This is a genomic window from Natrinema altunense (genome assembly GCF_000731985.1).
In the GTDB taxonomy this organism is placed as follows: domain Archaea; phylum Halobacteriota; class Halobacteria; order Halobacteriales; family Natrialbaceae; genus Natrinema; species Natrinema altunense.
Map to the genome: position 1 here is coordinate 109,838 of NZ_JNCS01000008.1, position 19,734 is coordinate 129,571.

Below are 19,734 nucleotides of genomic sequence, written 5' to 3' on the forward strand. Positions count from 1 at the left end.
TCGCCCGCCTCTCCGCTTCCGCGCTCAGTCGATCGTCGTCCCCGGGTTCTCGCCGTCGAGGAACGACGCGAGCGACTCGCAATCGAAGACCGACGCCGCGGCCTCGAGATCGAGCAGCGTCCGCACCTTGCCGGCCATCCCGCCGGTCACGTCGGTCGCCTCGCTGGCTCCGAGCACGTCGGCGACCGTCTCGAAGTCGTCGATCCGGTCGATGACCGTGTCCTCGCCGTCCAGTACGCCGGGCACCGTCGAGCAGAGCCCGACCCGATCGGCTTCGAGGGCGCGGGCGAGCGCCGCGACGAGTTCGTCGCCGCTGACGACGGTCGCGCCCGCGCCGGCATGGGCGATCACGTCGCCGTGGAGAACGGGGACGAACCCCTCCGCGAGCATCGTTTCGACCTGTCCGGTCGGCAGCTCGAGGGTTCCGTCGCCGTCGCGGTGGGCCGTCGAGAAGGGGTGGACCGGCACCGCCTGCACGTCGCGCTCGAGCAGTCGCCCCAGAACGAACCGGTTCAACGTCGTCATCGCGCCGTGGATGTCGAGCGCCGCGTTCGCGTCGTGCGTTCCTTCGGTCGTGGTGACGCCGTGTTCGCTGGCGTTGTGGTGGCCGAAACTCCCGCCGCCGTGGACGACGACGAGGTCCGCGCCGCCGTCCGCTCGTGCCGCCGCGATCGCGTCGGCCGCGCGCTCGAGGGCGTCCCCGTCGAGGGTCTCCGCGCGATCCTTTTCGGTGATGACGCTGCCGCCGAGTTTCAGCACGATCATTCGAGCCGTTTCACCCCGGTTTCGGCGAGTTCCGCGCGGAAGGCGTCTTCACAGCCCGGGGTAAAGGAGAGGGCCGTCTCGGTCTCCGGCGTCGGGTCCAACGCGGCGATACAGCCGCCCCCGCCGGCCCCGATGAGCTTCGCGCCGTACGCGCCCGCGTCGCGGGCCGCCCAGACCATCGTATCCAGGGAGCGCGAGGAGACGCCCAGCGCCGAAAGCAGGCCGTGATTGAAGTTCATCAGTCGGCCGAGTTCCTCGAGATCGCCGTCGGCAAGCGCCGCCTCGCCGTTGCGCACGACGTCGCCGATCGCCTCGATGGTGTCGGCAGCGAACCCGTACTCGTCGCGCAGGGATCGGACCCCTGCCACCAGTTGCCCGGTGTCGCCCGCACCGCCGTCGAACCCGATCACGATCGGCAGGTCCGGTGCCGCGAGCGAGCGACAGTCGTCGCCCTCGACGCGGACTGCGCCGCCGGTCGCCGAACAGAACGTGTCCGCACGCGAGGCCTGCCCGTTCTGGACCTGGTACTCCGTTTGATAGGCTCGCTCGGCGAGTTCGTCGGTCTCGAGGGTGATGCCGAGTTCGCGGGTGGCGGCGTCGATAGCCGCCACGACGACCGCGGCCGACGACCCGAGTCCCGCGCCCAGAGGGATGTCGCTCTCGATGGTCACGTCGAACCCGACCTCGTCGTTCCCGGTGACGTCCCGAACCTGCTCGATCGCGCCGTCGACGTACCCCATCGCGGCATCGAGCAGCGATTCCGAGACATCGATGTCCGGCCCTTCGTCGGCCGTCCCGTCGTACTCGACGGTAAAGCCGTCCAGACTGAGATCTTCGGCGTTGACCCGGAGTTTCCCGTCGTCGCGTCGCTGTACGCCGACCCGCGCCCGTTGCTCGATCGCACACAGGACGGTCGGCTCGCCGTAGACCACCGCGTGCTCCCCGAGTAGATACACCTTGCCGGGAGCGCTCGAAAGTGTCATGCCCGGCCGTTCGTCCGACGATGGTTAATAGCTATCTTTGTCGCCGTCCGGTGGTCATCGGGCGGCCGCGGTCGGATCGGAGGCGGACTTATATCCCTGCAGTCGAACGTCGGTCGTATGTCGCTGGTCTTGCCGAGCGAACTCGTCGTCGATCGGTTCCTGCCGACGGTCCGGGCGATGCTGGCCACACGCCTCGCCGAGCGCGGACTGACTCAACGGGAGATCGCCACCGAACTCGGCGTCACTCAGGCCGCGGTCAGCAAGTACGTCGGCGGCGACAGCGGCGGTGACGATCGCTTTCGCGACGATCCGGAGACCGTCGCCACCGTCGACCGCATCGCGGACGGACTGGTGGCCGGCGAGATGGACGGCTACGACGCCCTCGCCGAACTCCTCTCGCTCGTCCGTACCCTCGAGGACCGGGGTCCGATCTGCGAACTCCACGAGGAGGAGATGTCCGAACTGCGCGGGCTCGGGTGCGATCTGTGCGTTCGCGGCCTCGATCCCGACGTGCGCGCCGAACGGGAGGTTCTCGCGAACGTGCGGACGGCTGCACGAACCCTCGCCTCGACCCCCGGGATGGCCGACTTCGTCCCGAACGTCGGAACGAACGTCGGAATGTGCCTGCCCGATCCCCGCGACGAGACCGATGTCGCCGCGGTTCCCGGCCGGATCTACGCGATGGGTGGGCGGATCGAAATCCCCGCGAATCCGGAGTTCGGCGCGTCGAAACACGTCGCGACGGCAGTCCTCGCTTCGAATTCGGTCGGCTCCGATCGCCGTGCCGCGATCAACATCGCCACCGACGACGACCTGCTCGCGGCCGCGCGGACGCTTGCCATCGATCCCCTCGAGTTCGACGCCGACTACGAGGACCGCGGCGCGCACCTCCGACGCCGGTTCGCGGACCACGGAGCGGTGCCGGCCGTCGCCTATCACCGCGGCGCGTTCGGTATCGAACCCGCGACGTACGTCTTCGGTGCGACGGCCGTCGACGCCGCCGAACTGGTCGGGGACTTGCTCGAGGAAGCGTCGTCACCGTGACGACGCCGTATCACCGTCTCTCGCGCTTTGCCGCTCGCGGTTCGATCGAACACGCGTCAATCCGCTCCCACGGTTACGACCGGTCGCTCAGTAGTGAACCGACCGTCCTGACCCGATCGCGGCGGATCGCGCCCCGGCTCCCGTGTGAGAGCGGGGGCCGTTAGCGATTCCGTTGCTTTCGCTGACGGCCGGAGTACGGACGCGATCTCCCGTTGTTGTCGCGCCGCTACGCGTCGCAGGGGGACGAGAAAACGAACAGTGTCGACCGCGGCCGAATTAGACGCCGCTCTCGAAGTCCTCGAGCGAGTAGGACGGCTCGGCACCGCGTCGATCGAGAACCTCGTTGGCGAGCAGCCAGTAGACGACCGAGAGGGCCTTGCGACCCTTGTTGTTCGTCGGGACGACGAGGTCGACGTTACTGACCTGGTTGTTCGAGTCACACATCGCGATAACCGGGATCCCGACCGTGATGGCCTCCTTGACGGCCTGGGCGTCGCCGATCGGGTCGGTGACGACGAGGACGTCCGGCTCGATGTAGCCGTCGTACTTCGGGTTCGTCAGCGTGCCCGGGATGAAACGACCGGTGCGGGCGCGAGCGCCGACTGCCTCGGCGAACTTCTCCGCCGGGAACCGACCGTACTGGCGGCTCGAGGTGACCAGGATCTGCTCGGGGTCGTAGTTGGCGAGGAAGTCCGCGGCCGTGCGGATACGGCCGTCGGTTTTCGAGATGTCGAGCACGTAGAGCCCGTCGGTTCGGACGCGGTGGATAAACCGGTCCATGTCCGTGGTCTTCTGCTGGGTCCCGATGTGGACACCAGCGCCGAGGTAGTCCTCGACGGGGATGAGGAGGTCCGCCTCCTCGTCGGGCATGACGTCGTCGTCGAGGGTCGGACCGGCGTCTTCCTCGTCGGCGTCGTCGGCTTGTTCGGCGTCGGCCGCGGGTGCTCCCTCGGCGTCGGCGGGCTGTTCGTCTACTGGCTCGACGTCGTCGGCGTCGGCGGCGGGGCCAGCCCCTTCGGCTGGCTCCTCGTCGATCGCCTCCTCGGCGGCGTCGAGCCCTTCCTGGGTTGCGTCGTTCTCTGTCATGTCGCGTCGTCTGCGATTCGAATAAGCTCGTTGAGCTTTGCGGTTCGCTCGCCGCCGACGGCACCCGTCTTGATGAAGGGAGCGTCGGTCGCAACGGCGAGGTGTGCGATCGTCGCGTCTTCGGTCTCGCCCGACCGATGGGAGACGACCGAGTCGTAGCCGTTCTCCGTCGCGAGTTCGATCGCGTCGAAGGCGTCCGACAGCGTCCCGATCTGGTTTGGCTTGATCAGGATGCTGTTGGCCGCGCCGCGATCGATCCCGTTGACGAGACGGTCGGTGTTGGTGACGAACAGGTCGTCACCGCAGATCAGCGTCTGATCGCCGACTTCGTCCGTGAGGTCGGCGAAGGCGTCGTAGTCGTCCTCGTCGAGGGGGTCCTCGACGTAGACGAGGTCGTACTCCTCGACCAGATCCGCGATGTACGCGATCTGCTCGTCGGTGTCGCGGCTCCGGTCGCTGTACTCGTACGTTTCCGAGTCGGAATCGTACAGCTCGGCACCGGCGACGTCCAGTCCGAAGCCGATGTTGAAACCGACCTCGCCCTGGACCATCGAGACCGCCTCGGCGACGATTTCGAAGGCCTCGCCGTCGTCGATCGACGGTGCCCACGCGCCCTCGTCGCCTTTGCCACAGGGAACGTCGCGTTCCTCGAGCAGGTCGGCGACGGCGGCGTGGACGGCTGCGTTTGCGAAGACGGCGTCCGCGATGCTGGGTGCGCCGACGGGTGCGGCCAGGAACTCCTGAATGTCGGTCGCGTCGGCGGCGTGTTCGCCACCACCGACGACGTTGCCGAGGGGAATCGGGAAGCCGTCGCCGCGGAACGTCCCGCCGAGGTGCTGGAACAGCGGGGCACCAAGCACGTCGGCACCGGCCTTCGCGGCGGCCATCGAGATTGCGACCGCACTGTTGGCACCGATCTCCGAGAAGTCGTCGGTCCCGTCGGCGGCGTGGAGCGCGGCGTCGACGTCGCGCTGATTGCCGGCGTAGACCTCGCCGACGAGTCGGGGAACGGCGTGTTCCCGAGCCGCGGCGATGGCTTCGCTCGGCGGCCGCTCGACGGCCTCGTACTCGCCGGTGCTGGCACCGCTGGGTGCCGCGGCGCGGCCGAAGCCGCCGCTTTCGGTCACGACATCGGCCTCGACCGTCGGATTCCCGCGCGAGTCGAGGATCCGACGGAGCCGGATGTCGGTGATGAGCGTCATTTCCGGTCGTACCCCCGCTTGACGGTAAACGGCAGCACGCCGGCGTCGTACTCCTCGGCGGCGATGAGGATCGGTTGGGTCTGCTCCGTCTCGATCAACACCGGCGCGCCGTAGGACACCTGCAGCGCTCGCGCGCCGAGGATGCGTGCCTTCTCGTAGCGGTTGTGCTGTTGTTGTTGCATTGTTACTGGTACGGGGAGACGACGTCGACGAGGTCCTTGTGACTGACGAGCATGCGCCGACAGCAGTAGCGGTCGACACCGAGCTCGTCGAGCACCTTTTCGGGGTCCTCGTCGCCTTCGTTCGCTCGCTCGTCGAACTCCTCCCAGTGTTCGGCGACGACGTTACCACAGGTGAAACACCGGACCGGTACCATCATGCGTGGATCACCTCAGCGGTAGGACTTCTGGTAGCGCGCCCGAGCGCCCGGGCCACCCCATTTCTTCGGTTCGGACTGGCGAACGTCGTTGACCAGCAGCGAGCGGTCGAACTCCATGAACGCGTCGCGGAGTTCGGCGTCGTTCGAGTGCTGGACGATCCCGCGCGCGATGGCGGTCCGGACGGCGTCTGCCTGGCCGCTGATGCCGCCACCCTCGACGCGGACGTCGATGTCCATCTCGCCGCGCAGGTCCTCGCCGACGATGCGGAACGGCTCGAGCATCTTGAGCCGGGACATCTCCGGTTCGACCAGTTCGACGGGCTGGGAATTGATTCGAACGCGACCCTCGCCTTCGCGCACCGTGGCGCGAGCGACGGCTGTCTTTTTCTTGCCACTCGTATTGGTTACCATGTGACGTTAGCACCTAACTGTTCGGACACTTCGTGTAGGTGGACGAAGCGGATGTTCGACAGGCGATCCAGCGACGTCCCCTCGAGGACTTCCGACTCGTGGTCGTCGTCGCCCTCGTAGGGGTCGCCGACGTAGACGCGGACGTTGTCGAGTGCCTCGCGGCCACGGGGTTTCTTGTACGGCAGCATCCCGCGAACGGATCGCTTGAAGATCGTGTCCGGTCGCTTGGGGTAGTAGGGCCCGCGGTCCGAACCCATCTGCAGCCGTGTGCGGTACGTCTCGAAGATGTCTTCCTTGTCGCCGGTGATGACTGCCTCCTCTGCGTTGACGATCGCGACGCGGTCGCCGTCCAGCGCGCGCTGGGCGACCTCGCTTGCGACGCGACCGAGGATACAGTCACCGGCATCGACGACGAGATCTGCGTCGAACTCTGCGAGACTCATCGAATCACCCGGACGTCTGCCCCTTCGGGGTTCTCTTCGAGCGCTTGCTCGAGCGGTACCGATTCGCCGACCTGATCGATCTTCGTCTCCGCGGACGAAGAGAAGTTGACGGCGGCGACGGTAACGTTCTTCTGTAGTGCGCCGGAGCCCAGCACCTTGCCGGGAACGACGACAGTCTCTTCTTCGCGTGCGTATCGCTCGATGCGGCCCAGGTTTACCTCAGCGTGGGTGCGCCGGGGCTTCTCGAGTCGATCCGCAACGTCTCGCCAGACATCGGCGTCCGCTTCGCGGGACGTCGACTTCAGCTCGGCGATAAGATCGTTGAGCCTCGGATTAGTCTTGCTACTCATTGGTATCCTCCAACTGCTAACTGATCGGCGACGCGAGGAGCCGCGCCGTCGACTGTGGAATCGAAATTGTTGTACTGCCGAACGGGCCGTGTCGTGAACCGGCCGGAGACCGCCCGACCGCTTTCCGACTGTCGTTCGGTCGTAGAGAAGTGATGCAGGGAGCAGGATTTGAACCTGCGGACTCCTACGAGACAGCGCCCTGAACGCTGCGCCGTTGGCCTGACTTGGCTATCCCTGCTCGCACTTCCGTCTACCCGTCGCCCCTTCAAACCCCTTTCGATTCCGTCGGACGCGCGATCGCCGGTCTCGTCGTTCACGGCGTCGGCGAGCGGCGCGTCCTGAGTGGGTTTGGGGCGTCGGTTCATATCTACAGCTGTACTGCGTCTTCGAGTTCGGTCGCGCGTTCCGCGATCGTGTCCGCGGCCCGCGTGACGAGTTCCTCGATGGGGAACGAGCCGTCGGTTTCCACGTGGAAGACGAAGGCGTTCGGCACGTCCTCGATCCGGACCTCCTTGCCCGGATACCGGTTCGAGAGGTCGTGATCGAACTCGCTCGTCGACACGAGTTCGCCGTCGTCTTCGATGACGCCGCGGATGATCCGACTCTCCTCGTCCTCGAACTCCGGCAGGTCACCCTCGACCTCCACGCGCTGGAGGTGTCGGTAGCCGACCGCGACCCCGCCCTGATGTTTGGCGTGGTCTTTCCCGCGGTCGATGACGGCATCGGCCTCGGCCTCGAGGCGTTGGCCGTCCTTGAGTTCGATGATCGGGACGTTCTCGTCGGCGGGTTCGACGAGATCGTCGCTGGAAACGAGGTCGCCGGAGTACGCGGTGGCCGGCCCTTCGACGTCGATCGAGAGCGTGACGGTCTCGTCCTCGCCGAACTCGCCGACCGGCGGCGTCGTCAGCGGGACGAGGCCGAGTCGCAAGGCGAGTTGCTCGTCGAACATGACCGACGAGTTCTCGACGAACCGGACGGTATCGATCGCCATCGTCGGCACGTCGGCGACCATCGCTCGACGGATACCGTTTGCGAACCCGGGTGTCACGCCGCGAACGAGGAACCGCGCCTCACGATCCTCGCGTTCGACGAACTCGACGTCGTACTCTGCACTCATGGTCTAGTAGCCGCCCTTCCCTTTGGGAGCGCGCGATCCGTCGTGTGGGATCGGCGTGACGTCCTCGATGCGCCCGATCTCGATGCCCGAGCGGGCGAGCGCACGGATCGTCGCCTGTGCGCCCGGACCGGGGGACTTCTGAAGGTTGCCACCGGGACCGCGCACGTGAACGTGCAGGCCCGTGATGCCGGCCGCTTTGACCTCTTCGGCGACGGACTCGGCCATCTGCATGGCCGCGTACGGCGACGCCTCGTCGCGGTTCTGCTTGACCGCCGTCCCACCGGAGGACTTGGCGATCGTCTCCGCGCCCGTGAGGTCGGTCACGGTCATGACGGTGTTGTTGAACGATGCGTGTACGTGGGCAATGCCCCATTTTTCGTCGTCCTGACTCATGTTACTGACCCTCCGCGCGTTCGGGGTGGAGATCGTCCGCGAGCGGGCTGTTCTCGTCGAAGGCTACCAGGTCCTCCTCGTCGATGTCGACGACGTAGGAGGGAACGAGGTGGCGCTGCCCGTCGACCACGATGTGGCCGTGCGTGATGAACTGACGAGCCTGCTGGGTCGTGTTCGCCAGCCCATTGCGGTAGACGACCGTCTGCAGTCGGCGCTCGAGGATGTCCTCGATCTCGAGCGACAGGATGTCGCCGAGTTCGTCGGTCTCGTCGAGGATGCCGACACGTTTGAGCCGACCGAGGAACTCCTCGGAGCGGCGGACGACGGTGTCGTCGTCCTGGGCCTGGCCGAGCAGTTCACGGGCCTCGCGCCGGTAGGAGCGAAGCTCGGACTGGGCACGCCAGAGCTCTTCCTTGTTGGAGAGCCCGTAGCGGTCGACGAGGGAGTGTTCGGAGGCGATACGTTCACCCTGGTAGGGGTGGTTCGGCGTCTCGTATTGCTTGGTGTCAGTGCCGAGTGGCATTATTCACCCTCGCCCTCTTCTTCGGCGGCCTCTTCGGCCTGTTCTTCGCGGATCTCTTCGACGTTGACTCCGATGGTGCCCTCCGTACGACCGGTGGACTTGGTTCGCTGACCGCGAACCTTCTGGCCGCGCTTGTGGCGCGTGCCCTTGTAGGAGTCGATCATCTTCATCCGGTTGATGTCGTGCTGTCGAGTCAACTGGAGATCGTTGCCGATCTCGTGGGTCGTTTCGCCGCTGTAGAAGTCGTCCTGACGGTTGTTGAGCCAGTCCGGGACTTCGTCGGCGTAGTTCTCGACGACTTCGATGACGCCATCGATGACGTCGTCGTCGAGCCGGCCGAACGTCGCCGTTCGGTCGACACCCGCTTCCTCGGCGATGAGTCGGGCGGTTCGGCGACCGATCCCGTTCATCTCCGTGAGCGAGCGCTCGACGGACTTCGTCCCATCGAGGTCGGTTTGCCCGATGCGGACGAAGTATCGAAGATCTTCGTCGTCTTCTTGTTCTTGAGGTTCTTCGGCGCTCATGTGTCGTGTATCTGTGTCTGGTCTGCCTGCGTTGCAAATGACTGGCGGGAAAACGCCAGCGAAGTGTCCGACGTTGTGGCGGGGATTCGAACCCCGGAGGCTTGACGCCACATGGTTAGCAACCATGCGCCTTGGGCCGCTTGGCTACCACAACACCGTTCGTCTATCATCGCCCTCCCGGACTCGGGGATCGCTCCCCTGCACGTATTGCACCCGAACTTACCCCCGTCTACTACTTAAGGGCAACGAAAGGGCGTGACGGCCCGTGTGTCCCTCTCTCCCGTGTCACACCCCTCGCGTCGACGAGCGACCGGGCGACGACTGCAGGCGCGGAGGGGCTACGCGCCGGCGTACTCCTCGATGTACTTCTCGTTGATCTCCCACTGACCGTCGTCGTTTTGGACCATGTACTCCCCGTAGTAGGGGACCCGATCGGCGACGGTATCGCGGAACGCCTCGCGGATCTCCGGTTTCGTCATCTCACCCATCGACTTGAGGTCGTCGTTGCGGTTGAGACAGCCCTTGAGGTAGCCCTCGTGGGTGACCCGAACACGGTGGCAGTTCGCACAGAAGGTGGGGTTCTCGACGGGGTCGACGATTTCGACCATTCCGGACGAGTTCGACGAGCCGTCGTGCGCCTTGCTCCCGCCGACCCAGTACCGTTTCCGGTCGTGCATCTCGCGGTGTTCGATCTCCGTGGCCCGCTCGGCCAGCCAGTCGTGGACGCGCTGGATGTCGATGTTCCATTCGGGCTTGCCCGTCAGTTCGGGCATGTACTCGATCAACTGCAACTGGAGCCCGTCGTTGTCCGCGACGTGATCGACCATCTCCGGCACGTATCCCGCCGTGTGCTCGAAGACGACCATGTTGAGTTTGACCGGGTCGAGCCCCGCGTCCAGCGCCGCCTCGACGCCCTCGAGCACCTTCTCGTAGGCCCCGCTTTTCGTCACCGCGGCGAAGTCCGCCGGATCGAGCGCGTCCTGGGAAACGTTGACCCGCTCCAGCCCGGCGTCGACGAGTTCCTCGGCGCGGCCGGGGAGGAACGTCCCGTTCGTGGTCAGCGAGATTTCCATCCGATCCGGGGTGCGCTCGATGATCTCCGCTAAATCCTGCCGCAGCATGGGTTCCCCGCCGGTGAACTTGACCGCGTCGACACCGAACTCGGCGGCGACCTCGAGAAACCGGACGACGTCGTCGGTCGACATCTCGTCGTCCTGTGGGTCCATCGGCCCGCGAGTGTCCCCCAGCCCCTCGTTGTGACAGTAGACGCAGTCGAAATTACACCGATCGGTGAGGGAGACGCGCACCCCGGTGACCTCCCGCCCGAACTCGTCGGTGAGCATGCGTCCGAGTTGCAGACGGATCCGCTTAAACGCGCCGGGAATTCCGATGCCGCGTAACCGATTTCGGTTTGCAGGCCCTGTCAACCCGCTATAATGAGTGCCGACGCCGACCGGTCGGAGATCGCCGCGCCGCCAGTGTCGAACAGCGGATCGGTCGCGGCGTCGGGTCGCGCACTGATCGGCGGAAGAGCTACGACGCTCGCGCTCGAACCGCGGGCCATGGACGAGGACATGCTCGAGGACCAGCGACGGCTGGTCGAACTCATCGAGGCGGAGGGCTGGGACGTGACGGACCTCGAGATTTCGGCCTACGACAGCCCGTGGGCCGACGAGGATGACCCGGAAGCGACGGTGACGATCACCGCGCGGAAACCCTACGAGAGCGAGGGCGACGATGGGGACGAAGACAACCCGTACCGGCTGCAGTAAACGGACCGTAATCGGTGCCGATCGTCTCCTTCCGCCGAGTCGAACGGCACGGAGCCATCGTTGCGGGATGGGAACGTCGCGGCGCGGTCCCGACTAGCCTTTGATGTTACAGACGGGGAACGTCCGCGCGACCTTGTCGCCGATGCCCAGTTCGTCGGAGACGCGGACGACCTCGTCGACGTCCTTGTAGACGCCCGGCGCTTCCTCGGCGATCGTGGCCCCGGACTGGGCCTTGACGTGGATCTCCTGCTGGTCCGCGAGGTCCTGCTGGACGTCGCCGCCCCAGAACTCGTCTTTGGCCTGCGTGCGGCTCATCAGCCGGCCGGCACCGTGGGCGGTCGAGCCGAAGGTCAGATCCATCGAGTTCTCGCCCCCGCGGAGGACGTAGCTGCCAGCGCCCATGCTGCCGGGGATGATCACCGGCTGGCCGACGTCGCGGTAGGCCGACGGGACTTCGGGATGGCCGGCGGGGAACGCCCGCGTCGCCCCCTTGCGGTGGACGTAGAGTTCACGCTCTTCCCCGTCCGCCCCGACCGTGTGGGTCTCCTTCTTCGCGATGTTGTGGGCCACGTCGTACAGCAGTTCCATCTCCATCTCCTCCCACGAGCGATCGAACACGCGCTCGAAGACCTGTCGCGTCCGATGCATGATCAGCTGGCGGTTGACCCACGCGAAGTTGATCGCCGCGTTCATCGCGCCGTAGTAATCCTCGGCGAGTTGCGAACCCGCGGGCGCGGCCGCGAGTTCCTTGTCGGGCAACTGGTCCAGCAGTCCCTGGTGCTGCTGTTCGATCTTCCGCAGGTAGTCGTTGCAGGTTTGATGCCCCAGACCGCGGGAGCCACAGTGGATCAACACGACGATCTGGTCTTCCTCGAGCCCGAAGGCCTCGCCCACGTCCGAATCGAAGACGTCGGTCACGCGCTGGACTTCGAGGAAGTGGTTGCCCGACCCCAGCGAGCCGATCTGGTTCTTCCCGCGGTCCTTGGCTTTCTGGCTCACTTTGTCCGGGTCCGCGCCCTCGCGCATCCCCTCGTCCTCACAGTGCAGCAGGTCGTCCTCGACGGCGTGGCCGTTCTCGAGCGCCCAGTCGACGCCGCGGGCCAGGATTTCGTCGACGGTGTCGACGCCGGCCTCGACGATGCCGCCGCCGCCGAGCCCCGACGGAACGTTGGCGAACAGCGAGTCGACGAGTTCCTCCTCGTGGCCCCGCACCTCGTCGTAGGTCAGGTTCGTCCGCATCATCCGGACGCCGCAATTGATGTCGTACCCGACCGCTCCCGGCGAAATACAGCCGTTTTCGGCGTCGAGCGCGCCGACGCCGCCGACCGGGAAGCCGTAGCCCTGATGCCCGTCGGGCATGCAGATCGCGTAGTTCGTGATTCCCGGCAGGTGCGTCGTGTTTTTGATCTGCTCTAAGGTCTTGTCCTCCTCGATCTCCTCGAGCAGTGCCTCACTCGCCAGTACTCGCGCGGGGACGCGCATGTCCCCTTCCTGGGGAATCTCCCAGACGTACTCGCGCACCCGCTCGAGCGTGATGCCGTCGGCGTCGAAGGTGGTCATACACGAAACTCGACCCGCGGCGATGAAAGGTGTTCGTCTCTTCAACGTCTTCGACAGTCTCTACCACTGTCGGATCGCGGGGCGCACTTCGCTTACGCGGGCTCCAGTACCCCGTCGGCGCGTTCGTCGGCCCAGCGAGTCTCGAGCCATCGATCGACGGCGTAGGGGCCGCTTCCGGTGATGAGCAGGACCGACGCCAGGCCGAAGAGGCCGACGTGGGCGAGGACGGGATCGTCGGGCAGCGCGAAGAGCGTGAGCGCGAACACGCCGATCGCCGTCGCTGCGCTCGCCCGCGTGAAAAACCCGACCAGAAGCGCGAGACCGAGCCCTACCTCGGCCAGCCCCGCGCCGAGGACCCACAGCGCGGGACTGACAGGGACGACCGCCGTCAGGTCGTATCGGCCGACGACCGCGAGCGCGATGCCGGGTCGCAGCAGCTTCTGGCCCAGCCCGAGGGAGACGAACGTACAGCCGAGACCGATGCGAACGACCGTCGGCACGAAGGGACGGTACCCGCGAACCCGCTCCTGAAACGCGCGAGCGCGGTCGGAGACCGGATCGAACCGGCCGTAGACGGTCCCCGAGGTGCCGGCGACCCGCTGGAGAACGTGATCCGCGCTCGGTTGCCCGCTCCCGATCAGGACGACGGCGAGCATGCCGCCGACGTATTCGAGTTGCAACAGCAGGATCGGCCGGAGCGCGAGACCGACGAGGTAGGCAGCGAGCGTGACCAGCGCGACGACGCGCGTCGCCAGGCCGAACAGGAGGAGGAAGCCGAGCGCGACCTGTAGAAGCCGCAGTTCGACGTGGAGCGCGGGACTGATGAAGTAGCCGCCGAATCCGGCACCGATCAGCGGGATGCCAAAGGAGATCCGGAGCAACCAGGGAACGAACGGGGTATACTCCCGCATGGCAGTTCGGAACGCGGTGAGATCCCGCTGTAGCGGGCGAACGAGAAAGTAGATCGCGATCGCGACGGCGACGGCGAACGCACCCGCCAGGAGCGGACCGACGACGAACGGATCGCGCAGCGACTCGGCGAGGAACTCGCCGACGGCGACGTCGCGCTCCTCGTCGACGACGTACTCTTCGTGAGCCCGGGCCGACCCCATTACCGCACCCGGTGCCGCGAGGAGAGCCACCACTGCCCCGACGAGTCGCTGTTTTCGAACGTGTCGGCATCCGTCCCTCATCACCGTGCGGTACGGTTCGGAAGGTGAAAATACGCCCACCCAAAATACGCCCTACTCTTGATCGACCGCGTGTGCGTCGACCGCGCGAAGCCACAGCCGGTCACACGTCGAAGACGACGTACGCCTCCCAGCCCCCGTCGTCGCCGTCCGTGCCGGCGCGCTCGAGGCGCATCTCCGAGTACGTCACCGCCTTTATCTCGCGAGCGTCGATTTCGGAGAGCGGAACGCCGCGGGCGCTGGCCTCGAGTTGCCACTCGTCCGCGCCGCCGTTCGCGGCCGACGGGGTCTCGATCGAGTCGACACGGTGGTCGACCGGGAGTACCACCCGAACGTCTCGCAGATATATCAGTTCGTCGAGGTAGTCGAACAGCAGCGCCTCGCTGTTTTCGGCCGTCACGGCGAGCGAAAAGCGGTCCCCGGCATCGTCGATCTCGTCGCACGAGGCGGCTGCGAGACCGTTTGCCACCGCCGCGAAGACCGCCTCGAGCGAGTCACCGGTCGCCGCAACCGCGACATCGGCCGTGTGGTCGCGTAGTTCGTACCCCATTGGGGGCCGTTTGTTCGGCTGGGGTCCTATGCCCGTCGTTTCGAACGCATCGCATCCGGCACGGTTTGCAGGCCGAACCGAGGGACGCCCGGACGTGTCGGCCGTCTGCGACGGTTCCGCGCGTCGACTGCCGGTGGAATTATATTGACGACGCTGGTAGACTGTCATAGTGAGCGTCAACATCGACAGTCGCGTCGTCGCACCGGGGAGCGACGATTTCGTCGACGACGCCTGGCAGCTAAAGGAGGAGATCAACCGTCAGGAGGATGTGCTCAAACAACGGTACGACTTCTTTACGGACGCGTATCGACGGTCGAAGGTCCACTGTTACGTCCAGGACGGTGCTCTCATCGGGTTCGCTGCCGTTCGACGCGACGGCTACATTCTCTTTCTGGCGGTAAGTCCGGACGTCCGCGGTGAAGGGATCGGCAAACGGCTCGTCGCCCACGTCGCGGACGATCACGACACGATAACCTGTCACGCTCGGACGAGCAACGAGAACGCGCTCCAGTTCTACGAACACCTCGGCTTCGAGATCAAGCGCCGGATCGACGACTACTACGAGGACGGCGGCGATGCGTACTACCTCAAACTCGGTGCCGACGTCGGTCTCGCGGACCGGATTTCCGATCTGATACGGCGCTGAAGCGGGCCGCTACTGATTGCCGAGACGGAATCGGACGGCCGGAACTACTGTACGGGATCGTCTCGAAGGGTTCCCGCCACGAACGCCCGTCGAAGGATCGTCAACAGCAGGTACGTCTCGTACTTCTGGCTTCGACAGTGCTCACAGGGAGCCATCCCGTCGGCGATCCGCTCCAACGCGTCGCCGTGGGTCGTCTCGAGGTCCGCGACGAGCGCTGCGATGTCGGGCGCGAGGTCCCGCGCCATCGAGTCGACGGCCGCCCGTGCGTCCTCGGGTAGCGCGTACGAGAGGACGATCGTATTCGCGCGGTAGTACTTCGTCGTGCCGCCGTTTCGTTCCTCGAGACGGGCGACCTCGACGAGGCCGGCATCGCGGAGTTCGTTGACGTGGTGGCGCACCGTATTGAGCGTCCGATCGTACCCCCGTCCCGCGAGTTCCGCGTCGATCTCCGTTACGGAGCGCGCCGTGTCGGCGAGCATGTCGAGGATCATCGCACGGACCGGTTCGTCGACGGCGCTCGAGACGTTCGTGTCCCGGACCGCGATGTCGTCGATCGTCACGTCCGACGTGAATTCGGGCATCGGTTACCCGATCGTTGGACGGCGATCCGTATAAGTCGCTCAGACCGCGCGACCGTCTAGACGAGTCGTTTCACCGGTGGAAATAGCTGTGATAGAACCCAAACAAGTCATTTGAGTGATGTTTTTGTGGGCGGGGTTCGTAGTCGTATTCGAGCACCGATGACCCGGATCACCGAATACTGCGTCACCGACTTCGATTGCCCGACGTGTGCGAGCCACGTCGAACGAGCCCTGTCGAAAACGGACGGCGTCGAGCGCGCCGAGGTCCACTACACGACCGGTCGCGTCGAGATCGAGTTCGACGAGACGGCCGTCGACGCCGATCGCCTCGAGCGAGCCATCACGAACCAGGGGTACACGCCCCGTCCCCGGTGACCGACCGTGACCGTCACGCGATACGTCCGGTCCCACCGAACGCCGATCGTCGTCGCGGCCAGCGGCCTGTTGCTCGCCGTCGGCTGGAGCGTCGGCACCGCCCACGACCTGCCCCGAGTGAGCGCGGCGCTGTTGCTCATCGCGGCGGTCGTCGGCGGGTACGACGTCGCGAAGAAGGCCACCTACACGCTGCGTACCGGAACCGTCGGGATCAACACCCTCGTCACGCTGGCCGCGCTCGGGGCGATCGGCATCGGCGAGTACTGGGAGGCCGCCGCCGTCGTCTTCCTGTTCTCGCTGGGCAATTACCTCGAGGCGCGGACGATGAACAAGACCCGGTCGGCACTCGAGGAGTTGCTCGAGATGACCCCGGACACGGCGCTCGTCCGCCGCAATGGCGCAACCGAGGAAGTCCCGGCTCACGAGGTCGAGCCCGGTGAGACCGTGATCGTCAAGCCAGGCGCGAAGATCCCCGTCGACGGTGCGGTCGCCGACGGCGAGCGCAGCGACGAGTCAGAACCCCTTCGAGCGAGCGGGGAGCCCGTGAGTACGGTCGATCAGGCTCCCGTCACCGGGGAGAGCGCGCCCGTCCCCAAGGCCGCGGGCGACGAGGTATACGCGGGGACGATCAACCAGGCGGGTGCCCTTGAGGTCGTCGCGACCGGCACCGGCCGGGATACCACCCTCGAGCGGATCATCCGCCGCGTCGAAGAGGCCCAGGAGGCGACAGCGCCGACGGAGACGATCATCGAGCGGTTCGCGACCTACTATACACCCACGATCGTCGTGCTTGCGGTCGGGTCCTACGCGATCACCGCCAACGCCGTGACGGCGTTGACGCTGCTCGTCATCGGCTGTCCCGGCGCGCTGGTCATCGGGCCGCCGGTCAGCATCGTCAGCGCCATCGGGTCGGCGGCGCGCTCGGGCGTCCTGATGAAAGGCGGCGAACACCTCGAGACCGCCGGCAAGATCGACTGCGTCGCGTTCGACAAGACGGGAACGCTGACCGAAGGCGAGCCGACCGTCTCGAACGTCACGGGCTTTGGTCTCGACGAGGACGCCGTGCTCCGCAACGGGGCCATCGCCGAGAAGAAGAGCGAGCACCACCTCGCGGACGCGATCCTCGCGGCCGCCCGGGACCGTCACGGCTCCGTGCTCGCCACCGACGGCGGTGCCGTCGAATCCGCTGCCGGCGACGTCGACCTCGAGCGGGACGCGCCGCCGATTCCCGATCCCGACGAGTTCGAGGTCGTCGCGGGAAAGGGTGTCGTCGCGAGCCATGACGGGCGGCGGATCGTGGTCGGGAACCGCGCGCTCCTCGCCGACCGCGAGGTCGACGTATCGGACCGGATCGCCGCCCAGCTCCGCGAGTACGAGGAACGCGGCGAGACGGCCGTTTCAGTCGCTATCGACGGCGAAATAGTCGGCGTCATCTCGATCAGGGACGAGCTCCGCCCCGCCGCGGCGGACGTCGTTGCGGCGCTGCAGGACGCCAATGGACTCGATACGCCTCGTTCATCGAGCCCTGCGCCCACTCCGTTCGCGCGGGACGCCGGCGTCCGAACGGTGATGCTGACCGGCGACAACGAGCGGACCGCTCGCGCCGTCGCCGAGACGGTCGGAATAGACGACTACCGCGCGGCACTGCTCCCCGAAGAGAAACAGACGGCGATCGAGTCGTTCCAGCGGGAGGGCCACGTCGTCGCGATGGTCGGTGACGGCATCAACGACGCGCCGTCGCTGGCGACTGCCGATGTCGGAATCGCGATGGGCGCGGCGGGGACCGACACTGCCATCGAGACCGCAGACATGGCGCTGATGGCAGACGAGTTGGCGCGCATTCCCTACGCCGTCGGACTCAGCAAGGCCACCCGGTGGAACGTCGCGGAGAACGTCGCCATCGCGGTCGTGACGGTCGGCCTGCTGCTGGCCGGCGTCTTCGCCGGCTACGTCCACATGGCCAGCGGCATGCTCCTCCACATCGGCAGCGTCCTGCTGGTCATCCTCAACGGGATGCGGCTGTTGCGGTACTGACAGCGGACACGGCTCCCCGACGCCGCCGCGAACCGAACCACACGAACGATCAACACGACACATCGATCCATCCATGAGCAACCCCACCCACGAATCCGACCCCACGAACCGGGACCGAACCGACTGGAACGTCGACTACGATATCGACCCGATCCGACTGCGAGACCCCGCCGCAGAGGCCCTGGCCGTCCTCGAGCCCGGCGATCCGATCGTCATCACGTACGCGGACGTGGTGAAAGCGGCGGGCCACTCCTGTCCCACGGCGGCTGGCGCGTACCGGATCGCCAAGGCGGGCCTCGAGGCCCTCTACCCCGGCGATGAACTCCCGGTCCGCGGCGACGTCGAGGTACTCGCCGGCGGGCCGCAAGACGACCCCGCCTACGGCGTCACCGCGCGCCTGCTCTCGTACGTGACGGGTGCCGCGGGCGAGGACGGCTTCGCCGGACTGGCCGGCGGCCACGGCGGCCGGAAGAACCTGCTCCACTACGGTGCCATCGGCACCGACGGCATCGTCTTCGAGTTCACGCGCACGGATACGGACGAAACGGTTCGGGTGACCTACCACGTCGCGGACGTTCCATCCGGCGGCCCGGCCGTCGACAACCTGCCGAAACTGATCGACGGCACCGCGACCGACGACGAACGCGAGGCCTTCGCCGCGGACTGGCACGGTCGCGTCGACGCGGTCCTCGAGGGTGATCGGTACGTGACCGTCGATTCGCAGTCCGGTGACTAACAGTTGCTGAAAACACGGTTATTCTATTCAGCAGGACGCCTTGCAAGTCTGCCCCTATTTCGATTCTTCGTTCACTCATCGTTGAACGCTCTCACGGAGCGATATAGCACGGGGTACATCGGCTATCCGTATCTTCCAATTATTTGTTTTCGCAGACAGCTTCTTGAAGATCCTCAAATAGGTCTTCTCGGTTCTCAGCCAGAATCTCGACATCCTCACTAACGTTTTCGATTTTCGTCCGGACACGACTCACTACTCTGTAGCGGTAGTTGTCAGAAACGTCTGCCTCACCCTTGATGATTTCACGCTCTCGGTCGGTGAGGATTCCACGATACTGGTCATCTACCATATCCTGCCGTTGGTCGGCTTTGGCCATAGTACCTGTTACTGCTTACAGTTACTCAATTACTCTTTGCAGTAATCATGACTGTTTTCAGTAATCTATATGTGACTACAATCAGTAACCTCATCGTGTGGAAGCCCGGCTCCTTGGGGCATAACCTGACGTAGGAAACGCCCGCCTGCTGGAACAGGCGAGCCGGGTTCCCATCGGCGAATGAAGAACCCATGTCAACGAAGGATTCCGTTGGACTTCAGAATTCCGGCACGACTGCAAATGAAGAAGTCGGATTGCCAACTCCTGTGATCGAGGCACGGAAAACCGTGCAGGAGGGTCTGTGATGCAGCGCCGTCAGTTCCTCGCAGCTGCGGCTGCCCTCGCCGCGCTCCCTCAAACGGCCAGCGGCGACTCGCCCGCTCCGCAGGAGATCGTCGAAGAACGGAGCGTGACCAACGACGGGACGTACTCACTCACGGACTGCGGTTCCGTTCTCGGCGGCCTCAACAATATCCTCGTCACGGCCGATATGAACGACGGGCCGCTTGAAGTAGAAGGCGTCAACGAAGAAGGCGGCTGGAGCGGCGTCGGGCTCCGATGGACGTCCGGCCCCATCGAGGTCGGCACCGGCCTCGACCTCGACGACGCCCGCGACCTCGCCGCCCGGCTAGTGGTTGCCGCTGATGCAGCGGAGGGGCAATTCGATGACTGACGACCCTCGTGTGACGGCGCG

The 19,734-nt window shown here is 65.8% G+C and carries 26 protein-coding genes and 2 tRNA genes; 7 read left to right on the forward strand and 21 right to left on the reverse strand.

Annotation, left to right across the window (positions count from 1 at the left end; translation table 11 throughout):
* Positions 1-24: 24 nt before the first annotated feature.
* Both ALTAJ2_RS14095 and mvk read right to left on the reverse strand, forming a co-directional pair.
* Positions 25-765 carry an isopentenyl phosphate kinase gene (locus tag ALTAJ2_RS14095; RefSeq protein ID WP_007109443.1) on the reverse strand — a complete coding sequence of 247 codons (741 nt, stop codon included), beginning with the start codon at positions 763-765 and terminating at the stop codon, positions 25-27.
* Entirely contained in the window at positions 762-1,748 is a 987-nt protein-coding gene (gene mvk, locus ALTAJ2_RS14100; protein WP_007109444.1) for a mevalonate kinase, read from the reverse strand. Before mvk ends, ALTAJ2_RS14095 begins: the two co-directional genes overlap by 4 nt.
* Before the next feature lie 117 nt (positions 1,749-1,865).
* On the opposite strand from mvk, the gene ALTAJ2_RS14105 reads away from it, so the two are divergent.
* Positions 1,866-2,792, forward strand: a complete 927-nt coding sequence (locus ALTAJ2_RS14105) for a thiamine-phosphate synthase family protein (protein WP_007109445.1) — start codon at positions 1,866-1,868, stop codon at positions 2,790-2,792.
* A gap of 276 nt (positions 2,793-3,068) precedes the next feature.
* On the opposite strand, the gene rpsB is transcribed toward ALTAJ2_RS14105, so the two are convergent.
* From rpsB to moaA, 14 genes are all read right to left on the reverse strand, one after another.
* Entirely contained in the window at positions 3,069-3,878 is an 810-nt protein-coding gene (rpsB, locus tag ALTAJ2_RS14110) for a 30S ribosomal protein S2 (protein ID WP_007109446.1), read from the reverse strand.
* A complete protein-coding gene (gene eno, locus ALTAJ2_RS14115) occupies positions 3,875-5,080 on the reverse strand; it encodes a phosphopyruvate hydratase (RefSeq protein ID WP_007109447.1) in 1,206 nt (401 codons plus the stop codon). Before eno ends, rpsB begins: the two co-directional genes overlap by 4 nt.
* On the reverse strand, positions 5,077-5,262 hold the full coding sequence (locus tag ALTAJ2_RS14120) for a DNA-directed RNA polymerase subunit K (protein WP_006184680.1): 186 nt from the start codon (positions 5,260-5,262) through the stop codon (positions 5,077-5,079). The genes eno and ALTAJ2_RS14120 overlap by 4 nt, the downstream gene beginning before the upstream one ends.
* 2 nt (positions 5,263-5,264) lie before the next feature.
* Positions 5,265-5,459: a DNA-directed RNA polymerase subunit N gene (locus ALTAJ2_RS14125; RefSeq protein ID WP_007109448.1), complete on the reverse strand. Its 195-nt coding sequence runs from the start codon at positions 5,457-5,459 to the stop codon at positions 5,265-5,267.
* Between the two features lie 12 nt (positions 5,460-5,471).
* Positions 5,472-5,870 (reverse strand): 30S ribosomal protein S9, encoded by a 399-nt coding sequence (locus ALTAJ2_RS14130; RefSeq protein WP_007109449.1) that lies wholly within the window; start codon positions 5,868-5,870, stop codon positions 5,472-5,474.
* Positions 5,864-6,313, reverse strand: a complete 450-nt coding sequence (locus tag ALTAJ2_RS14135; RefSeq protein ID WP_007109450.1) for a 50S ribosomal protein L13 — start codon at positions 6,311-6,313, stop codon at positions 5,864-5,866. The genes ALTAJ2_RS14130 and ALTAJ2_RS14135 overlap by 7 nt, the downstream gene beginning before the upstream one ends.
* Positions 6,310-6,663 carry a 50S ribosomal protein L18e gene (locus ALTAJ2_RS14140; RefSeq protein ID WP_007109451.1) on the reverse strand — a complete coding sequence of 118 codons (354 nt, stop codon included), beginning with the start codon at positions 6,661-6,663 and terminating at the stop codon, positions 6,310-6,312. Before ALTAJ2_RS14140 ends, ALTAJ2_RS14135 begins: the two co-directional genes overlap by 4 nt.
* A 153-nt stretch (positions 6,664-6,816) precedes the next feature.
* A tRNA-Leu gene (locus ALTAJ2_RS14145) sits at positions 6,817-6,901 on the reverse strand.
* A gap of 129 nt (positions 6,902-7,030) precedes the next feature.
* The gene (locus ALTAJ2_RS14150) at positions 7,031-7,780 is read right to left on the reverse strand and encodes a DNA-directed RNA polymerase subunit D (RefSeq protein WP_007109452.1); all 750 of its coding nucleotides are present in this window, start codon (positions 7,778-7,780) and stop codon (positions 7,031-7,033) included.
* Positions 7,781-7,783: 3 nt separating this feature from the next.
* Entirely contained in the window at positions 7,784-8,173 is a 390-nt protein-coding gene (locus ALTAJ2_RS14155; protein ID WP_006184686.1) for a 30S ribosomal protein S11, read from the reverse strand.
* A gap of 1 nt (position 8,174) precedes the next feature.
* Entirely contained in the window at positions 8,175-8,696 is a 522-nt protein-coding gene (locus tag ALTAJ2_RS14160; protein WP_007109453.1) for a 30S ribosomal protein S4, read from the reverse strand.
* Positions 8,696-9,220, reverse strand: coding sequence for a 30S ribosomal protein S13 (locus ALTAJ2_RS14165; protein ID WP_007109454.1), 525 nt, complete (start codon positions 9,218-9,220; stop codon positions 8,696-8,698). Before ALTAJ2_RS14165 ends, ALTAJ2_RS14160 begins: the two co-directional genes overlap by 1 nt.
* A gap of 71 nt (positions 9,221-9,291) precedes the next feature.
* Positions 9,292-9,374: transfer RNA gene (locus ALTAJ2_RS14170), tRNA-Ser, on the reverse strand.
* Positions 9,375-9,558: 184 nt separating this feature from the next.
* Positions 9,559-10,563: a GTP 3',8-cyclase MoaA gene (moaA, locus tag ALTAJ2_RS14175; RefSeq protein WP_007109455.1), complete on the reverse strand. Its 1,005-nt coding sequence runs from the start codon at positions 10,561-10,563 to the stop codon at positions 9,559-9,561.
* Positions 10,564-10,782: 219 nt separating this feature from the next.
* On the opposite strand from moaA, the gene ALTAJ2_RS14180 reads away from it, so the two are divergent.
* Entirely contained in the window at positions 10,783-10,992 is a 210-nt protein-coding gene (locus ALTAJ2_RS14180; RefSeq protein WP_007109456.1) for a hypothetical protein, read from the forward strand.
* Positions 10,993-11,085: 93 nt separating this feature from the next.
* On the opposite strand, the gene ALTAJ2_RS14185 is transcribed toward ALTAJ2_RS14180, so the two are convergent.
* From ALTAJ2_RS14185 to ALTAJ2_RS14195, 3 genes are all read right to left on the reverse strand, one after another.
* The gene (locus ALTAJ2_RS14185) at positions 11,086-12,552 is read right to left on the reverse strand and encodes an RtcB family protein (protein ID WP_007109457.1); all 1,467 of its coding nucleotides are present in this window, start codon (positions 12,550-12,552) and stop codon (positions 11,086-11,088) included.
* Between the two features lie 92 nt (positions 12,553-12,644).
* Positions 12,645-13,745: a DoxX family protein gene (locus tag ALTAJ2_RS14190; protein ID WP_049900387.1), complete on the reverse strand. Its 1,101-nt coding sequence runs from the start codon at positions 13,743-13,745 to the stop codon at positions 12,645-12,647.
* Positions 13,746-13,845: 100 nt separating this feature from the next.
* Complete coding sequence (locus ALTAJ2_RS14195) at positions 13,846-14,292, reverse strand: archease (RefSeq protein WP_007109459.1); 447 nt, start codon at positions 14,290-14,292, stop codon at positions 13,846-13,848.
* Positions 14,293-14,461: 169 nt separating this feature from the next.
* Between ALTAJ2_RS14195 and ALTAJ2_RS14200 the strand changes: the two genes are divergently transcribed.
* Positions 14,462-14,938 carry a GNAT family N-acetyltransferase gene (locus tag ALTAJ2_RS14200; protein ID WP_007109460.1) on the forward strand — a complete coding sequence of 159 codons (477 nt, stop codon included), beginning with the start codon at positions 14,462-14,464 and terminating at the stop codon, positions 14,936-14,938.
* A 44-nt stretch (positions 14,939-14,982) separates the two neighbouring features.
* Here ALTAJ2_RS14200 and ALTAJ2_RS14205 read toward each other — a convergent pair whose 3' ends face one another.
* Complete coding sequence (locus ALTAJ2_RS14205) at positions 14,983-15,519, reverse strand: winged helix-turn-helix domain-containing protein (protein ID WP_007109461.1); 537 nt, start codon at positions 15,517-15,519, stop codon at positions 14,983-14,985.
* Between the two features lie 159 nt (positions 15,520-15,678).
* Between ALTAJ2_RS14205 and ALTAJ2_RS14210 the strand changes: the two genes are divergently transcribed.
* From ALTAJ2_RS14210 to ALTAJ2_RS14220, 3 genes are all read left to right on the forward strand, one after another.
* Positions 15,679-15,894, forward strand: a complete 216-nt coding sequence (locus ALTAJ2_RS14210) for a heavy-metal-associated domain-containing protein (RefSeq protein WP_007109462.1) — start codon at positions 15,679-15,681, stop codon at positions 15,892-15,894.
* Positions 15,895-15,900: 6 nt separating this feature from the next.
* Positions 15,901-17,928: a heavy metal translocating P-type ATPase gene (locus ALTAJ2_RS14215; protein WP_007109463.1), complete on the forward strand. Its 2,028-nt coding sequence runs from the start codon at positions 15,901-15,903 to the stop codon at positions 17,926-17,928.
* A gap of 73 nt (positions 17,929-18,001) precedes the next feature.
* Positions 18,002-18,664 carry an FmdE family protein gene (locus tag ALTAJ2_RS14220; protein ID WP_007109464.1) on the forward strand — a complete coding sequence of 221 codons (663 nt, stop codon included), beginning with the start codon at positions 18,002-18,004 and terminating at the stop codon, positions 18,662-18,664.
* A gap of 139 nt (positions 18,665-18,803) precedes the next feature.
* Here the strand turns inward: ALTAJ2_RS14220 and ALTAJ2_RS14225 are convergent, their stop codons facing one another.
* Entirely contained in the window at positions 18,804-19,013 is a 210-nt protein-coding gene (locus ALTAJ2_RS14225; RefSeq protein WP_007109465.1) for a hypothetical protein, read from the reverse strand.
* 331 nt (positions 19,014-19,344) lie between these two features.
* Here ALTAJ2_RS14225 and ALTAJ2_RS14230 point away from each other — a divergent pair, with 331 nt between their 5' ends.
* A complete protein-coding gene (locus tag ALTAJ2_RS14230) occupies positions 19,345-19,713 on the forward strand; it encodes a hypothetical protein (protein ID WP_007109466.1) in 369 nt (122 codons plus the stop codon).
* The last annotated feature ends 21 nt before the right edge of the window (positions 19,714-19,734 follow it).

Excerpts from the sequence above, each read along its gene's own strand:
- ALTAJ2_RS14230 (WP_007109466.1), top strand. The coding sequence starts at position 19,345 with ATGCAGCGCCGTCAGTTCCTCGCAGCTGCGGCTGCCCTCGCCGCGCTC.
- ALTAJ2_RS14125 (WP_007109448.1), bottom strand. The coding sequence starts at position 5,459 with ATGATGGTACCGGTCCGGTGTTTCACCTGTGGTAACGTCGTCGCCGAA.
- ALTAJ2_RS14095 (WP_007109443.1), bottom strand. The coding sequence starts at position 765 with ATGATCGTGCTGAAACTCGGCGGCAGCGTCATCACCGAAAAGGATCGC.
- ALTAJ2_RS14155 (WP_006184686.1), bottom strand. The coding sequence starts at position 8,173 with ATGAGTCAGGACGACGAAAAATGGGGCATTGCCCACGTACACGCATCG.
- ALTAJ2_RS14160 (WP_007109453.1), bottom strand. The coding sequence starts at position 8,696 with ATGCCACTCGGCACTGACACCAAGCAATACGAGACGCCGAACCACCCC.
- ALTAJ2_RS14205 (WP_007109461.1), bottom strand. The coding sequence starts at position 15,519 with ATGCCCGAATTCACGTCGGACGTGACGATCGACGACATCGCGGTCCGG.
- ALTAJ2_RS14140 (WP_007109451.1), bottom strand. The coding sequence starts at position 6,663 with ATGAGTAGCAAGACTAATCCGAGGCTCAACGATCTTATCGCCGAGCTG.
- ALTAJ2_RS14120 (WP_006184680.1), bottom strand. The coding sequence starts at position 5,262 with ATGCAACAACAACAGCACAACCGCTACGAGAAGGCACGCATCCTCGGC.
- ALTAJ2_RS14225 (WP_007109465.1), bottom strand. The coding sequence starts at position 19,013 with ATGGTAGATGACCAGTATCGTGGAATCCTCACCGACCGAGAGCGTGAA.
- ALTAJ2_RS14135 (WP_007109450.1), bottom strand. The coding sequence starts at position 6,313 with ATGAGTCTCGCAGAGTTCGACGCAGATCTCGTCGTCGATGCCGGTGAC.
- moaA (WP_007109455.1), bottom strand. The coding sequence starts at position 10,563 with ATGCTCACCGACGAGTTCGGGCGGGAGGTCACCGGGGTGCGCGTCTCC.
- ALTAJ2_RS14185 (WP_007109457.1), bottom strand. The coding sequence starts at position 12,552 with ATGACCACCTTCGACGCCGACGGCATCACGCTCGAGCGGGTGCGCGAG.
- ALTAJ2_RS14180 (WP_007109456.1), top strand. The coding sequence starts at position 10,783 with ATGGACGAGGACATGCTCGAGGACCAGCGACGGCTGGTCGAACTCATC.
- ALTAJ2_RS14165 (WP_007109454.1), bottom strand. The coding sequence starts at position 9,220 with ATGAGCGCCGAAGAACCTCAAGAACAAGAAGACGACGAAGATCTTCGA.
- ALTAJ2_RS14105 (WP_007109445.1), top strand. The coding sequence starts at position 1,866 with ATGTCGCTGGTCTTGCCGAGCGAACTCGTCGTCGATCGGTTCCTGCCG.
- mvk (WP_007109444.1), bottom strand. The coding sequence starts at position 1,748 with ATGACACTTTCGAGCGCTCCCGGCAAGGTGTATCTACTCGGGGAGCAC.
- ALTAJ2_RS14150 (WP_007109452.1), bottom strand. The coding sequence starts at position 7,780 with ATGAGTGCAGAGTACGACGTCGAGTTCGTCGAACGCGAGGATCGTGAG.
- rpsB (WP_007109446.1), bottom strand. The coding sequence starts at position 3,878 with ATGACAGAGAACGACGCAACCCAGGAAGGGCTCGACGCCGCCGAGGAG.
- eno (WP_007109447.1), bottom strand. The coding sequence starts at position 5,080 with ATGACGCTCATCACCGACATCCGGCTCCGTCGGATCCTCGACTCGCGC.
- ALTAJ2_RS14130 (WP_007109449.1), bottom strand. The coding sequence starts at position 5,870 with ATGGTAACCAATACGAGTGGCAAGAAAAAGACAGCCGTCGCTCGCGCC.
- ALTAJ2_RS14210 (WP_007109462.1), top strand. The coding sequence starts at position 15,679 with ATGACCCGGATCACCGAATACTGCGTCACCGACTTCGATTGCCCGACG.
- ALTAJ2_RS14195 (WP_007109459.1), bottom strand. The coding sequence starts at position 14,292 with ATGGGGTACGAACTACGCGACCACACGGCCGATGTCGCGGTTGCGGCG.
- ALTAJ2_RS14190 (WP_049900387.1), bottom strand. The coding sequence starts at position 13,745 with ATGAGGGACGGATGCCGACACGTTCGAAAACAGCGACTCGTCGGGGCA.
- ALTAJ2_RS14220 (WP_007109464.1), top strand. The coding sequence starts at position 18,002 with ATGAGCAACCCCACCCACGAATCCGACCCCACGAACCGGGACCGAACC.